This is a genomic window from Nocardioides sp. Root240 (assembly GCF_001428825.1).
Lineage (GTDB): Bacteria > Actinomycetota > Actinomycetes > Propionibacteriales > Nocardioidaceae > Nocardioides.
Window position 1 is genome coordinate 102,833 of record NZ_LMIT01000001.1, and the last position, 12,648, is coordinate 115,480.

General features: G+C 71.8%; 15 protein-coding genes. 7 read left to right on the top strand and 8 right to left on the bottom strand.

What is annotated here, in order from left to right:
- Window positions 1-16 precede the first annotated feature (16 nt).
- The gene (locus tag ASE20_RS00500) at window positions 17-1,930 is read right to left on the bottom strand and encodes an ABC transporter ATP-binding protein (protein ID WP_056892581.1); all 1,914 of its coding nucleotides are present in this window, start codon (window positions 1,928-1,930) and stop codon (window positions 17-19) included.
- A 142-nt stretch (window positions 1,931-2,072) separates the two neighbouring features.
- On the opposite strand from ASE20_RS00500, the gene ASE20_RS00505 reads away from it, so the two are divergent.
- The 3 genes from ASE20_RS00505 to ASE20_RS00515 all read left to right on the top strand — a co-directional run bounded on the left by ASE20_RS00505 (window position 2,073) and on the right by ASE20_RS00515 (window position 4,372).
- A complete protein-coding gene (locus ASE20_RS00505) occupies window positions 2,073-2,648 on the top strand; it encodes a dihydrofolate reductase family protein (RefSeq protein WP_056892582.1) in 576 nt (191 codons plus the stop codon).
- A 97-nt stretch (window positions 2,649-2,745) separates the two neighbouring features.
- Window positions 2,746-3,228 (top strand): RNA polymerase sigma factor, encoded by a 483-nt coding sequence (locus ASE20_RS00510; RefSeq protein ID WP_056892583.1) that lies wholly within the window; start codon window positions 2,746-2,748, stop codon window positions 3,226-3,228.
- On the top strand, window positions 3,221-4,372 hold the full coding sequence (locus ASE20_RS00515) for a DUF4232 domain-containing protein (RefSeq protein WP_056892584.1): 1,152 nt from the start codon (window positions 3,221-3,223) through the stop codon (window positions 4,370-4,372). The genes ASE20_RS00510 and ASE20_RS00515 overlap by 8 nt, the downstream gene beginning before the upstream one ends.
- Here ASE20_RS00515 and ASE20_RS00520 read toward each other — a convergent pair.
- On the bottom strand, window positions 4,359-5,492 hold the full coding sequence (locus tag ASE20_RS00520; RefSeq protein WP_056892585.1) for a class I SAM-dependent RNA methyltransferase: 1,134 nt from the start codon (window positions 5,490-5,492) through the stop codon (window positions 4,359-4,361). The two genes, ASE20_RS00515 and ASE20_RS00520, sit on opposite strands and share 14 nt — an antisense overlap.
- Entirely contained in the window at window positions 5,489-7,531 is a 2,043-nt protein-coding gene (locus ASE20_RS00525) for an APC family permease (RefSeq protein WP_056892586.1), read from the bottom strand. Before ASE20_RS00525 ends, ASE20_RS00520 begins: the two co-directional genes overlap by 4 nt.
- Before the next feature lie 122 nt (window positions 7,532-7,653).
- Here ASE20_RS00525 and ASE20_RS00530 point away from each other — a divergent pair, with 122 nt between their 5' ends.
- Both ASE20_RS00530 and ASE20_RS00535 read left to right on the top strand, forming a co-directional pair.
- Window positions 7,654-8,319: a potassium channel family protein gene (locus ASE20_RS00530; RefSeq protein WP_056893046.1), complete on the top strand. Its 666-nt coding sequence runs from the start codon at window positions 7,654-7,656 to the stop codon at window positions 8,317-8,319.
- 45 nt (window positions 8,320-8,364) lie between these two features.
- Window positions 8,365-9,039, top strand: coding sequence for a potassium channel family protein (locus tag ASE20_RS00535; protein WP_056892587.1), 675 nt, complete (start codon window positions 8,365-8,367; stop codon window positions 9,037-9,039).
- A gap of 4 nt (window positions 9,040-9,043) precedes the next feature.
- On the opposite strand, the gene ASE20_RS00540 is transcribed toward ASE20_RS00535, so the two are convergent.
- From ASE20_RS00540 to dut, 4 genes are read right to left on the bottom strand one after another with little or no spacing between them, the layout of a single operon-like run.
- Window positions 9,044-9,799, bottom strand: a complete 756-nt coding sequence (locus tag ASE20_RS00540) for a DUF3159 domain-containing protein (protein ID WP_056892588.1) — start codon at window positions 9,797-9,799, stop codon at window positions 9,044-9,046.
- Window positions 9,796-10,158, bottom strand: a complete 363-nt coding sequence (locus tag ASE20_RS00545; RefSeq protein WP_056892589.1) for an OB-fold nucleic acid binding domain-containing protein — start codon at window positions 10,156-10,158, stop codon at window positions 9,796-9,798. Before ASE20_RS00545 ends, ASE20_RS00540 begins: the two co-directional genes overlap by 4 nt.
- 13 nt (window positions 10,159-10,171) lie before the next feature.
- Window positions 10,172-10,831: a DUF3710 domain-containing protein gene (locus tag ASE20_RS00550; RefSeq protein WP_056892590.1), complete on the bottom strand. Its 660-nt coding sequence runs from the start codon at window positions 10,829-10,831 to the stop codon at window positions 10,172-10,174.
- A 37-nt stretch (window positions 10,832-10,868) separates the two neighbouring features.
- Window positions 10,869-11,324, bottom strand: a complete 456-nt coding sequence (gene dut, locus ASE20_RS00555) for a dUTP diphosphatase (RefSeq protein WP_056892591.1) — start codon at window positions 11,322-11,324, stop codon at window positions 10,869-10,871.
- A gap of 51 nt (window positions 11,325-11,375) precedes the next feature.
- Here dut and ASE20_RS00560 point away from each other — a divergent pair, with 51 nt between their 5' ends.
- Both ASE20_RS00560 and ASE20_RS00565 read left to right on the top strand, forming a co-directional pair.
- Entirely contained in the window at window positions 11,376-11,861 is a 486-nt protein-coding gene (locus ASE20_RS00560; RefSeq protein ID WP_056892592.1) for a DUF3093 domain-containing protein, read from the top strand.
- A gap of 21 nt (window positions 11,862-11,882) precedes the next feature.
- The gene (locus tag ASE20_RS00565) at window positions 11,883-12,170 is read left to right on the top strand and encodes a DUF4235 domain-containing protein (RefSeq protein ID WP_056892593.1); all 288 of its coding nucleotides are present in this window, start codon (window positions 11,883-11,885) and stop codon (window positions 12,168-12,170) included.
- Between the two features lie 132 nt (window positions 12,171-12,302).
- On the opposite strand, the gene ASE20_RS00570 is transcribed toward ASE20_RS00565, so the two are convergent.
- The gene (locus ASE20_RS00570) at window positions 12,303-12,593 is read right to left on the bottom strand and encodes a DUF4193 domain-containing protein (RefSeq protein ID WP_036542629.1); all 291 of its coding nucleotides are present in this window, start codon (window positions 12,591-12,593) and stop codon (window positions 12,303-12,305) included.
- Between the last annotated feature and the right edge of the window lie 55 nt (window positions 12,594-12,648).

Genomic DNA, 12,648 nt, shown 5'->3' on the forward strand with positions numbered 1-12,648 from the left:
CCGATATCTCTTGATGTCAAGATACACGATCTGAAGGCAGATTTCCACGCATCTCGGCGACGACGGGCGTGTCCTCGGCGAACTGCGTCCGGTACAGCTCCTGGTAGCGGCCACCCGCGTGCACGAGCTCGACATGGGTGCCGCGCTCGACGATCCGGCCGTCCTCGACGACCGCGATCAGGTCCGCCGCGCGGATCGTGGAGAGCCGGTGCGCGATCACCAGGGCCGTGCGTCCTGCGAGCGCCTCTGCCAGCGCCGCCTGGACGGCGGCCTCTGACGTCGAGTCGAGCGAGGCCGTCGCCTCGTCGAGGATCACCACGCGCGGCTGCTTGAGCAGCAGGCGCGCGATCGTCAGCCGCTGGCGCTCGCCCCCGGAGAGCCGGTAGCCGCGCTCCCCCACGACGGTGTCGAGCCCGTCGGGCAACGAGCGCACGAGGTCGGCGAGCCGGGCCCGCGACAACGCGTCCCACAGCTGGGCCTCGTCGGCCTCGGGCCGGGCCAGCAGCAGGTTGCCGCGGATCGTGTCGTGGAAGAGGTGGCCGTCCTGGGTCACCATGCCGACCGCGCCCCGGATCGCCTCGGCGGTCAGGTCCCGCACGTCGTGCCCTGCCAGGCGTACGACGCCCGAGTCGACGTCGTACAGCCGGGAGACGAGCTGCGCGAGGGTCGACTTGCCCGCACCCGAGGAGCCGACGAGGGCGACGACCTGTCCGGGCTCGGCGCGCAGGGACACCCCGTGCAGCACCTCCTCGCCGCCCCGGGCGTCCAGGACGGCGACCGCCTCCAGCGAGGCGAGCGAGACCTTGTCGGCCGAGGGGTAGGAGAAGTGGACGTCGTCGAGCTCGACCGCGACCGGACCGTCCGGCAGGCCGCCGGCGCCCGGGCGGTCCTTGATCAAGGGCTCGAGGTCGAGCACCTCGAAGACCCGCTCGAAGCTGACCAGCGCGCTCATCACGTCGACCCGCGCGCTGGCGAGCGACGTCAGGGGTGCGTAGAGGCGGGTCAGCAGCAGGGACAGCGCGACCACGTCGCCCGCGTCGAGGGTGCCGCGGATCGCGGCGAGCCCGCCCACGCCGTACACGACGGCGACGGCGAGCGCCGAGACCAGGGTGAGGGCGGTGACGAAAGTGGTTTGCACCATCGCCGTACGGACGCCGATCTGCGCCACCCGCTCGGCGCGTGCCGAGAACTCGGCCGACTCCTGGGCGGGACGACCGAACAGCTTGACCAGGGTGGCGCCCGGCGCCGAGAAGCGCTCGGTCATCTGGTTGCCCATCGCGGCGTTGTGGTCGGCCGCCTCACGCTGGATGCCGGCGAGGCGGCGCCCCATCCGGCGGGCCGGCACGACGAAGACCGGGAGCAGGACCAGGGCCAGCCCGGTGACCTGCCACGAGATGCCGAGCATGACGACCAGGGTCAGGGTCAGGGTGACCATGTTGCCGACCACGCCGGACAGGGTCGTGCTGAACGCGCGCTGCGCGCCGATCACGTCGTTGTTGAGGCGGCTGACCAGCGCGCCCGTGCGGGTGCGGCTGAAGAACGCGACCGGCATCCGCTGCACGTGGTCGAAGACCGTCGTGCGCAGGTTCAGGATGAGGCCCTCGCCGATCCGGGCCGACAGCCAGCGCGCCAGCAGTCCGAACGCCGCGTCGGCGACCGCGAGCCCGGCGATGGCCAGCGCCAGTCCGGTGACCAGGCTCTCGCGCCCGCCGTCGACGATCGCGTTGACCACCCGGCCGGCCAGCACCGGTGTCGCCACGGCCAGCGCGGAGGTGACGACGCTAAGCACCACGAAGCCGATCAGCTCACGGCGGTGCGGACGGGCGAAGCTGAAGATCCGCCGCGCAGTGGCCCGGTTGAAGGCACGCTGCTCGTCGGGGCCGTGCATGCTCCGGTACACCTGGTTCCACGCGATCTGCTCCATGCTCATGGCGCGACGGTAGAACCTCAAGTCGGGTTGAGGACAAGCCAGTGTGCCCTCACCTCGAGAATTTCCGGCCGACCTGTCGTATCCGCGCGGGTGCCTTCGTGGAGAGGATGAGAAGCGCCCCCAACCGACCCAGGAGGTCACCATGCGCACCCTGATCTACACCGCCTTCGTCTCCCTCGACGGTGTCGTGCAGGCCCCCGCCCCCGAGGCGGACTACCCCAACGGCGGATGGACCTTCCAGGGCATCGACTTCCTCGCGGACGTCTACGAGCTCAAGGGACGCGAGCAGCAGGAGGCGAGCGCGCTGATGCTCGGCCGGGTCAGCTACCAGGCCTTCGCGCCGGTCTGGCCGAAGATGACCGAGGAGTTCCCGAGGTACAACGCCATGCCGAAGTACGTCGTGTCGACGACCCTCGGGGACGACGACCTCGTCGACAACTGGGGCGACACCACGATCCTGCGCTCCTTCGACGACGTCGCCGCGCTCAAGGAGACCGAGGGCGGCCCGATCTCGATCCACGGCTCCGCCAGCCTGGCCCGCGGCCTGTCCGACGCCGGCCTGCTGGACCGCTACCACCTGCTGGTGTTCCCGTGGGTCCTCGGTGCCGGCAAGCGGATGTGGAGCGAGACCGCCAAGGACCGGCAGAAGCTGGAGCTCGTCGAGAGCCAGGCCTACGCCAACGGCGTGCAGAAGCTCTGCTACTCCGTCGCACGGTGACCAGGCCTCGATCCACGGATTCCGTGGATCGAGACTAAGCGCGACAGCCCGGCCCGGGTGTAGGGAGGGTGTGGACGCACTCACGACCGGAGGGACGATGACGACGGGACCGACCGCCGACACGTTCGACGACTGGGTGCGTCCCCACCTCACCACCCTGCACCGGTACGCCGCGCGCCAGGTCGGTCCGGCCGACGCGGACGACGTCCTGCAGGAGGCCCTGGTCCGGGCCTGGCGCCGGCGCTCGACGTACGACGCCGGACGGGGCGACGCGCTCCCCTGGCTGCTGGCGATCGTCCGTGACCGGGCGCGCCGGCACCGCACCCGGCAGCGGCCCCACCTCGAGCTGGCGGACGCGAGCGAGCCGTCCGTGGCCCCGGTCGTCGTCGACCTGGACCTCGAGCGGGCGGTCCGGGCCCTCCCCGAGCGGCAACGCGAGGCGGTCGACCTCTACTACTTCGTCGGCCTCGACGTCGCCACCGTCGCCGCGGCGATGGCCTGCGCGCCCGGGACCGTCCGCGCCACCCTGCACCAGGCCCGCGCGGCCCTGCGCACGCTGATCGGAGACGACGATGACTGAGCACGACCCGCGCGACGCCCGCATGGACGAGCGCCTCCGCACCGCCGGCGAGCAGTGGCGAGCCGGACTGCCGGCAGCCGGCCGGCCCCCGGTCCCGGTCGCGGAGGCCGGCCGACGACGCTGGCTGGTCCCGGCCGCGGCCGCGGCGGCCGCCGTCGCGGCGATCACCGCCACCACGTTGGCACTCGGCAACGAGCACGGCGAGGACCCGGCCCCACCGGTCACCTCCGAGCCCACCTCGACACCCACGACCACGCCCACCGAAGGCACCCCGACGACACCCGCCGTGCCGGTCGCCTGCGCCGCCGGCGACCTCGTCCCGGGCGTGCCCAGCACCGGCGTCGCCGCCGGAACCGTCGCGATCACCGTCCCGCTGACCCTGGCCACCGACGCCGAGTCCTGCACGATCGGCGGCTACGCCGAGGTCGCCTTCCTCGACCACGGCAGCGACCTCGGCCTCCGGGCCACGCACAACCCGGCCTGGCCGGACACCCCCGTGACCGTACGGCGCGGTACGACGGTCGGCGTGACCGTGGGCTGGGCGGTGCACCACGACTGCAGCGACGTCGACAACGACATGCTGCGGCTCACCCTCCCCGGCGGCCAGATGGTCGAGGTCGACGGGTTCGGCGCGACCTCCTGCGAGCCGGGCGAGTCCACCTCACCGCCGTGGGTCGGCGCCCTGACGACCGACGTCGCCGCAGGCGCCGCCACGACGACGTCCGCGACCCCGCCCGACGCGGCCTGCGGCCCCGGCGACCTCGTCCTGGGCTCCCCGATGACCGAGGGCGCCGCCGGCACGATGGTCACCTACGCCGACCTCACTCTCGCCGACGGCAAGGATCCGTGCACGATGCGCGGCTACCCCGAGGTCGCCTTCCTCGACCACGGCAAGGACCTCGGCCTCACCCCCGGCCACAACAAGGCGTTCGACCCCGAGAACGTCCGGATGGCCCCCGGTACGACGGCGACCGTGATCGTCGGTTGGGCCGTCCACCACTACTGCGGCGACCTCGACAACGACGCCGTCCGCCTGACCCTGCCTGGCGGCCAGGTGGTGGAGATGCCGGGCTTCGGCCCGACCAGCTGCGACCCGGGTGAGGGTCTGCCGCAGCCGTGGATCGGCGCCGTCACGCGGAAGTGACGGGCTCCAGCAGCGCGACGCACTCGACGTGGTGCGTCATCGGGAACAGGTCGAACGCGCGCAGCGACGCCAGCCGGTAGCCGTGCTCGGCGAAGATCGCGACGTCGCGGGCCAGGGCAGCGGGGTCGCAGGCGACGTAGGCCACGGCCCGCGGAGCGCGGCGGACGATCTCCTCGACGACGGGTCGCCGGGCCCCGACCCGCGGCGGGTCGAGGACGACGAGGTGGGCGCGGTCCCATCCCGGGGGCAGGCCGCCCGCGAGCACCTCGCCGACGTCGCCGGCGTGGGCGGTGATGCCCGGGCAGTTGCTCTCCGAGAGGGCCGAGGCTGCTCCATCGCCCTCGATGGCGGCGACCCGGCCGGTGGGGCCGACGGCCTCCAGGAGGAAGCGGCTGAAGAGGCCGACGCCGGCGTACAGGTCGAGGGCGGACTCCCCCGGCTGCGGCCGGAGGGCGCCGAGAACGGCGTCGACGAGCGTCGAGGGAGCGCCCGGATGGACCTGCCAGAAGCCTCCGTCGGCGACCTCGAAGGCCCGCCCGTCCACGTCGTACGACGGGCCGGTGGGCGCCTCGAGCAGGCACTCCTCCACGGGGACGACCTCGTGGGAGCGGTGCTTGCGCATGCCGCGGCGGCCGTCGGGCAGACCGACGTAGCGCTGACGGGTGCGCCAGCGCAGGCCGTCCTGGTCGCCGGGGACCGCCTCGACCTCGACGTCCACGTCGATCTTCGCCACGCGGCGCAGCTGCTCGCGGACGACGTCGGCCTTGAGCCGGCGCTGCGCGCCGAGGTCGACGTGCTGGAGGTCGCAGCCGCCGCAGAGACCGGGGCCGGCGTACGGGCAGGGGGCGGGGACGCGGTCCGGGGAGGCGCTCAGCACCTCGACGGCGTCGCCGCGCCAGAACTTGTCGCCGTCGGTGCCGTCGGTGATCTCGAGGACGACCCGCTCACCGGGCAGGGCGTGGCGGACGAAGACGACGCGGTTGCCGTCCTCCTCCGGCAGTCGTACGACGAAGTGCCCACCGTGCGCGACGGGACCGACCTCCGCCTCGAACCGCCGGCCGACCGCCGACGCGCCGCGCGCCTTGCGGACGCGCGGCCGGCGGCCAGGGGTACGGCTCACCGCTTGATCTGCCGGTCGCGCTCGTCGTCGACCCGGCCGCGGCGCAGGTCGCCGGGACGCACGCGGTGCTCCTCGCGCTCCTCGCGCTCGACGGCGATCTCGGAGGACCGCAGCTGGTAGGGCACCGAGGTGACCATGACGCCGGGGGTGAAGAGCAGCCGGCCCTTGAGCCGCAGGGCGGTCTGGTTGTGGAGCAGCTGCTCCCACCAGCGACCGACGACGTACTCCGGGATGTAGACCGCGACGACGCCGCGCGGGTTGGCCTCGCGGATGGCTGTGGCGTACTCGACGATGGGCCGGATGATCTCGCGGTACGGCGAGTGGAGGACCTTGAGCGGGATGCCGGTGTTGCGGTCGTCCCACTCCTCCAGCAGCCGGGCGGTCTCCTTCTCGTCGACGGAGACGTAGACGCCCTCGAGCGCGTTGGGCCGGGTCGCCTTGGCGAAGGCGAGCGCGCGCAGGGTCGGCTTGTGCAGCTTGGAGACGAGGACGATCGCGTGCACGCGGGTGGGCAGCGCCTTGTCGGTCTCGTCGGCGGCGAGCTCGCGCTCGACGTTGTCGTAGTGCTTCTTGATCGACTTCATGACGACGAAGAAGAAGCCCATCGCCAGGATCGTGATCCACGCGCCGGCGAGGAACTTCGTCAGCAGCACGACCACGAGGACGACAGCGGTGAAGGACAGGCCGATCGCGTTGATGGTCCGTGAGCGCACCATCTTGCGCCGCTCGGCGGGGTCGCGCTCGGTGGCCAGGTGGCGGGTCCAGTGACGGATCATGCCGAGCTGGCTCAGGTTGAAGGACACGAAGACGCCGACGATGTAGAGCTGGATCAGCTTCGTGGTCTCGGCGTCGAAGGCGATGATCAAGATGATCGCCATCAGCGCGAGGAAGACGATGCCGTTGCTGTAGGCGAGCCGGTCTCCGCGGGCGCCGAGCGCGCGGGGCGCGAGGCCGTCCTTCGCCAGGATCGAGCCGAGGACCGGGAAGCCGTTGAACGCCGTGTTCGCCGCGAGCACGAGGATGATGCCGGTGACGGTGACGACGAAGTAGAAGCCCGGGCTGAAGTCGTGGAAGACCGCCTGCGCGATCTGCGCGATCACCGCGTGCTGGTCGTAGTCGCCGGGGAGCGGCTGACCGCCCCGGGTGAGGCGCTCGAGCTCGTGCGGGTCGACGTACTTGAGCCCCATCTGCTTGGCCAGCACGATGACGCTCAGCATCATCGAGATCGCGATCAGGCCGAGCAGCAGCAGCGTGGTCGCGGCGTTCTTGCTCTTCGGGCGCTTGAACGCCGGCACGCCGTTGGAGATCGCCTCGACACCCGTCAGCGCCGCGCACCCGGACGAGAACGCCCGAGCCAGCAGCACGATCAGCCCGAAGGTCGTGAGCGGATCCTCCCAACCCTCCTTCGGCGTGATGTCCAGGTTCGAGCTCTCCGCCATGGGCAGGTTGCCGAGCGCCATCTGGAGGAAGCCGTAGGCGCACATGCCGAGGATCGCGAACATGAACAGGTACGTCGGCACGGCGAAGAAGGAGCCCGACTCGCGGATGCCGCGCAGGTTCATCGCGGTCAGCAGCACGACCATCACCACGGCCACCGTGGCCTCGTGCTCCTGGAAGGCCGGGAGCGCGGAGGCGGCGTAGTTGGCGCCCGACGAGATCGACACCGCCACGGTGAGCACGTAGTCGACCAGCAGCGCGCTGGCGACCGTGATGCCCGCCGTGCGACCGAGGTTGACCGTCGCGACCTCGTAGTCGCCGCCGCCGGAGGGGTAGGCGTGCACGGTCTGCCGGTACGACGCGATGACCGCCGCCATCACGAGCGCGACGGCGATCGCGATCTTCCACGACCAGATGTACTGCGACGCTCCGGCGATCGCCAGCATGATGAAGACCTCGTCCGGCGCGTACGCGACCGAGGACAGCGCATCGCTGGCGAAGACGGGGAGGGCGATGCGCTTGGGGAGCAGCGTCTCCCCCAGTTGTGCGCTGCGAAGCTTTCGCCCGAGCAAGATCCGCTTCGAGACGTCACCGACACCCACGAGCGACAACGGTAGGGCATGACTGCCCGCGAGGCGTGGTTGCGGGCGCCGGCGCAGGTCCGCGTGGCCCCGGGCGCTCGGCCCCTGACCGATCAGCAGCGTCCTGCTATAGCGTGCTCACCGTGCACGTCGTGATCATGGGCTGCGGCCGGGTGGGCTCGACCCTGGCCCGCAGCCTCGAGGACCGCAACCACACGGTGTCGATCATCGACACCGAACCCGACGCGTTCCGGCGCCTGGGGCCGGGCTTCAACGGGGACAAGATCCCCGGCATGGGGTTCGACCAGGAGGTCCTGGAGAAGGCCGGCATCCGCCGCGCCGACGCGTTCGCCGCGGTCTCCAGCGGAGACAACTCCAACATCATCGCCGCGCGGGTGGCCCGGGAGACCTTCGGGATCCAGCAGGTCGTCGCGCGGATCTACGACCCCGGCCGCGCCGAGGTCTACCAGCGTCTCGGCATCACGACGGTCGCCACCGTGAAGTGGACGGCCGACCAGGTGCTGCGGCGGATCCTCCCGGCGGGTGCCGAGCCCGACTTCCGCGACCCGTCCGGCACCATCCGCGTCGACCACATCCCGACCCCCGAGGTCTGGGTGGGCGCCCGCGTGGGCCAGCTCCAGGAGCAGGGCCGCTGCCGGGTGGCGTGGATCGACCGGCTGGGCGAGGGCATGCTGCCCGACCGTGACACCGTGATCCAGGAGGGCGACATGCTCCACCTGATCACCCGCGAGGAGACCGCCCAGCTCGCCTACGACGTGCTGGGCCGCGGCCCCGAGCACGGCGACTGAGCACGGCGACTGAGCACGCCGACAAGCACGAGGAGAGCAGAAGACATGCGCGTCGCCATCGCCGGAGCAGGAGCCGTCGGCCGTTCGATCGCCCGGGAGCTGATCGAGAACGGCCACGAGGTCCTCCTCATCGACAAGTCCCCCAGCTCGATCCACCCCGAGCGGGTGCCGGACGCGGAGTGGCTGCTCGCCGACTCCTGCGAGCTCTCCTCGCTGGAGGAGGCCCGCCTCGACAAGTGCGACGTGGTCATCGCCGCGACCGGGGACGACAAGGCCAACCTGGTCACCTCGCTGCTGGCGAAGACCGAGTTCGGCGTGCCGCGCACCGTCGGCCGGGTCAACCACCCCAACAACGAGTGGCTGTTCACCGAGGCGTGGGGCGTCGACGTCAACGTGTCGACGCCGCGGATCATGTCCGCACTCGTCGAGGAGGCCGTCACGGTCGGCGACCTGGTGCGGCTGTTCACCTTCCGCCAGGGCAACGCCAACCTGGTCGAGATGACGCTTCCCGCCGACTCGCCGTACGTCGGCAAGGCCTCCGGCCTGATCCCGCTGCCGGAGAACTGCGCCTTGGTCAGCATCCTGCGCGACCAGCAGGTCTACGTCCCGACCCCCGAGCAGCCGGTCGAGTCCGGCGACGAGCTGCTGTTCGTCGTACCGTCGGAGGCCGAGGACGAGCTGGAGCGCCTGCTGGCGCCGGGCTCGCACCCGCAGAAGTAGTCGGTCAGGCCGTCTCGGGCTGCGGCTCGAGCGGCGTCGCGTTGCGGGCGAGCAGCCAGATCATCACCGACCACGAGCCGATCCGCAGCGCCCAACCGAGCCCGGTGCGCAGCACCAGCATCAGCCACACGGCGGTGCTCACCCCGATCGTGCCGCGGTCGCCGAGCAGCCAGATCGGGCCCTGGAGCAGCACCCCGATCGCGCCGGGCAGCAGCATCACCCAGGTGAGCCGGCTGCAGAGCTTCACGATCTGGGGGTTGTCGTGCCAGCCGAGGGGGTCCTCGGCGACCGCGCCCAGCATGAACCCCAGGGCGGGCCACCGGACGAGGCAGGACGCGCTCAGCACGACGGTGTAGGCAAGGCTGATCAGGATGCCGGGCAGGAAGAAGGCGAGCTTCTTCTCGTCCTCGGTGGCGCCGGAGCTGTCGGCCCACTGGACGAAGACCCAGCCGATGCCGATGCCGAAGATCGCGTTGAAGACGTACTGCACCGAGCTGCGCTCCAGCAGCCGCGCCACCAGCGCGATGCCGGCCACGCCCAGACTGGCGATCAGCGCCCAGCGCAGGTTGTCGGTGGGGAGCCAGACCGCGGTGAACACCAGACCGGGTACGGCGGCCTCGACCATGCCCCTCTTGCCGCCCAGCGCCGCGGCGAGCTGGTGACGCACCAGGGCCTCGACCGTGTCGACGCCGAGCTTCTGCCCGGCGGAGGCGGAGAGCGTGTGCTCCTCGGCGTCGCCGTGCTCGTGCGTGCCGCTCACAGGAGGTCGTACCGCGGGTTGTAGAGGACCCGGTTGTCCTCGTGGCTGCCGATCCGGCCGCTGACCTCGATCGCCCGACCCGGGCCGATGCCGGCGATCCGCCGGCGACCGAGCCAGATCACGGTGACCGTGCCGGTGCCGTCGTAGAGCTCGGCCTCGAGGGCGGGGACGCCGCCACGGGGCCGGAGGGTCACGGTGCGCAGCGTGCCACGCAACCGGACCGGCTCGCGGTCCGGGGCGTCGCCGATGCAGATCACGCCGGCGGTGGTGAACGTCTTGCGCAGGTCGCGCGCGTCGGCCTCGGTGTTGTTGGCCCACTTGCTGATGGTCCGCCTGAGGCGGCTCTTGTTGGCGCCCATCGGGATGATCCCCTCAGCCCGCGTCGACGGCCTTCGGCTGCGCGCCGTCGGGCAGGTTGAGCGGGAGCTGCTCGCCCACGGGCATCGCGTGGGCGCCGCGGCGCACGGCCAGCTGGGTGATCGCCTGCTCCCACTCCGTGGCGGCCTCCGGCTCGCGGGCCGGCTCGCCGAGGAAGGTCGCGCGCAGCAGCCAGCGCGGGCCGTTGACGCCGATGACGCGGGAGGTCTGGGTGCCACTCTGGCCGTCGGCGCGATTCACCTGCACCTCGCAGACCAGCTCGGTGCCGAACCGGCCCTCGCGCTCCGTGGCAGTACCGCCGCGGCGGGCGGCGTCGGCCGCGATCTGGGGACGGATGTCGCTCCAGAGGTCGCCACCGCGCGGAGCGGCGAAGGCACGCAGCTCGAGCGCACCGGCGTCCGTCGCCAGCAGCACGGCACGGACCTCGCCGGACTTCTCGTCGACCTGCACCCGCAGCTCGCGGTCGGGCAGCGGCGCGACCAGGATCGAGCCCAGGTCGAGCCGGGCCAGGCCGTCGTCGGGCAGCTCGTCGGCGTCGTACGGACCGGCGTTGCCGGGCTCCGTCGTCGCGTCGGCGTCGGCCGCGTCGTCGTGTGCGGACTCGTCCGCGGCAGCCTCAGCCGCCGCGGCCTCCCCCTTGCGCCGCAACCTCACGTTGCTCTCCTCCTCGGACTCTCAGCGAGCCAGGTCGTCAGGGCCTTCCGAACCCACCAGTAGAACCGTAGCCGCCCGCACCACGCACGCTCTCGGGAAGGGTCTGCACAGCGACGAACGAGGCCCGTTCGTAACGCTGGACCACGAGCTGCGCGACCCGGTCGCCGCGCCGCAGCACGATCGCCTCGGAGGGGTCGTGGTTGATCAGCAGCACCTTGATCTCACCGCGGTAGCCCGAGTCGACGGTGCCGGGCGTGTTGACGATCGAGAGCCCGTGCCGGGCGGCCAGGCCCGAGCGCGGGTGGATCAGGGCGACGTACCCCTCGGGGAGCGCGATCGCGACGCCGGTCGGCACCAGCGCCCGCTCCCCCGGCGCCAGGGTGAGGTCGACGGTGGACACCAGGTCGGCGCCGGCGTCGCCCGGGTGGGCGTAGGCCGGGAGGGGCAGGTCGGGGTCGAGCTGCTGCACGGCGATCTCGAGGTCGTGGGGCACGGGGAGACCCTAGGTCATCGGCACGCGGACCCGGATGGGATCATTCCCGGCGTGACTTCGAGTGCGACGGCCTACAGCGAGCGGCTGCGGGTCCCGTTGCGGTGGTGGGCGCAGGGGACGATGTTCATCGCCACCGTCTGGCTCGCCCTGGTCATCCCGCTGCACGAGCAGCCGTGGATCGCGCACGCCGCGACCGGCGCGCTGCTCGCCCTGATGACCCTCTTCCACCGGACGTACGGCGGCGCCCGGCTCGTCGTCGCCGACGGCTGGCTGCTGGCCGGCCGCGCCCGGATCGAGGTCACCCACCTCGGCACCGCCGAGGCGCTCGACGCCGACGACACCAACCGCGTCTCCGGGCGCGACGCCGACGTGCGGGCCTACCTGCTCCTGCGGCCCTACGTGAAGCGCTCGGTGCGGGTGCCGATCAACGACCCGGCCGACCCGGCGCCGTACTGGCTGCTGAGCTCGCGGCACCCGAAGGCGTTCGCCTCCGCGATCAACACCGCGATCGACGCCGCCCGGGGCACGAACGCCTGACGATCCCGATAGGGTCGGTCCATGGCAAAGGACAGCTCCAAGGTCTGGTCGGCGTTCTCGCTCGTCGCAGCGCTCGGCTCGGCCGCCGTGGCGAAGAAGGCACTCGACGGCGGCTGGAAGGCCGCGACCGGCAAGCAGCCCCCGGCCAACCCCGCCGACCCCGACGTCGACGTCTGGGAGGCCGTGGCGTGGGCGGCGGCCAGCGGCACGTTCGTGGCGCTGGCGAAGATGCTCGCCCAGCGCAAGGCGGCCGGCTACTACCTCAAGTCGACGGGCGAGCTGCCGCCCGGGTTGCGCAAGGACGCCTGACCGGCGCCCCCGGACCGGGCCGGCAGCACGTGCCCTTTGGGCACGAACTGCACGCCCGGACCCCGATCTGTTGCGGTTTGGGACCAAACCGCAGGGGTTGTCCCATCTGGTGGACGGGACCGCTCGACGCGCTCAGGCGCAGTCGAAGCAGATCATCTTCTTGGAGTCAGCGAGCTGGCTCCGGTGGTGGACGAGGAAGCAGCTCATGCAGGTGAACTCGTCGTCCTGCTTGGGCTTGACCTCGACGGCGAGCTCCTCGTGCGAGAGGTCCGCACCGGGCAGCTCGAAGGACTCAGCGGCCTCGGTCTCGTCCTCGTCGACCTTGCCGGAGTTCTTGTCGTGGCGGCGAGCCTTGAGCTCTTCGATGCTCTCCTCGGACTGCTCGTCCTCGTTCTTGCGTGGTGCGTCGTAGTCAGTCGCCATGACGTCTCCCTCTCCCCTCAGTGAACCGGCCTCCGGCACTGCTGGTGTGCGGAGC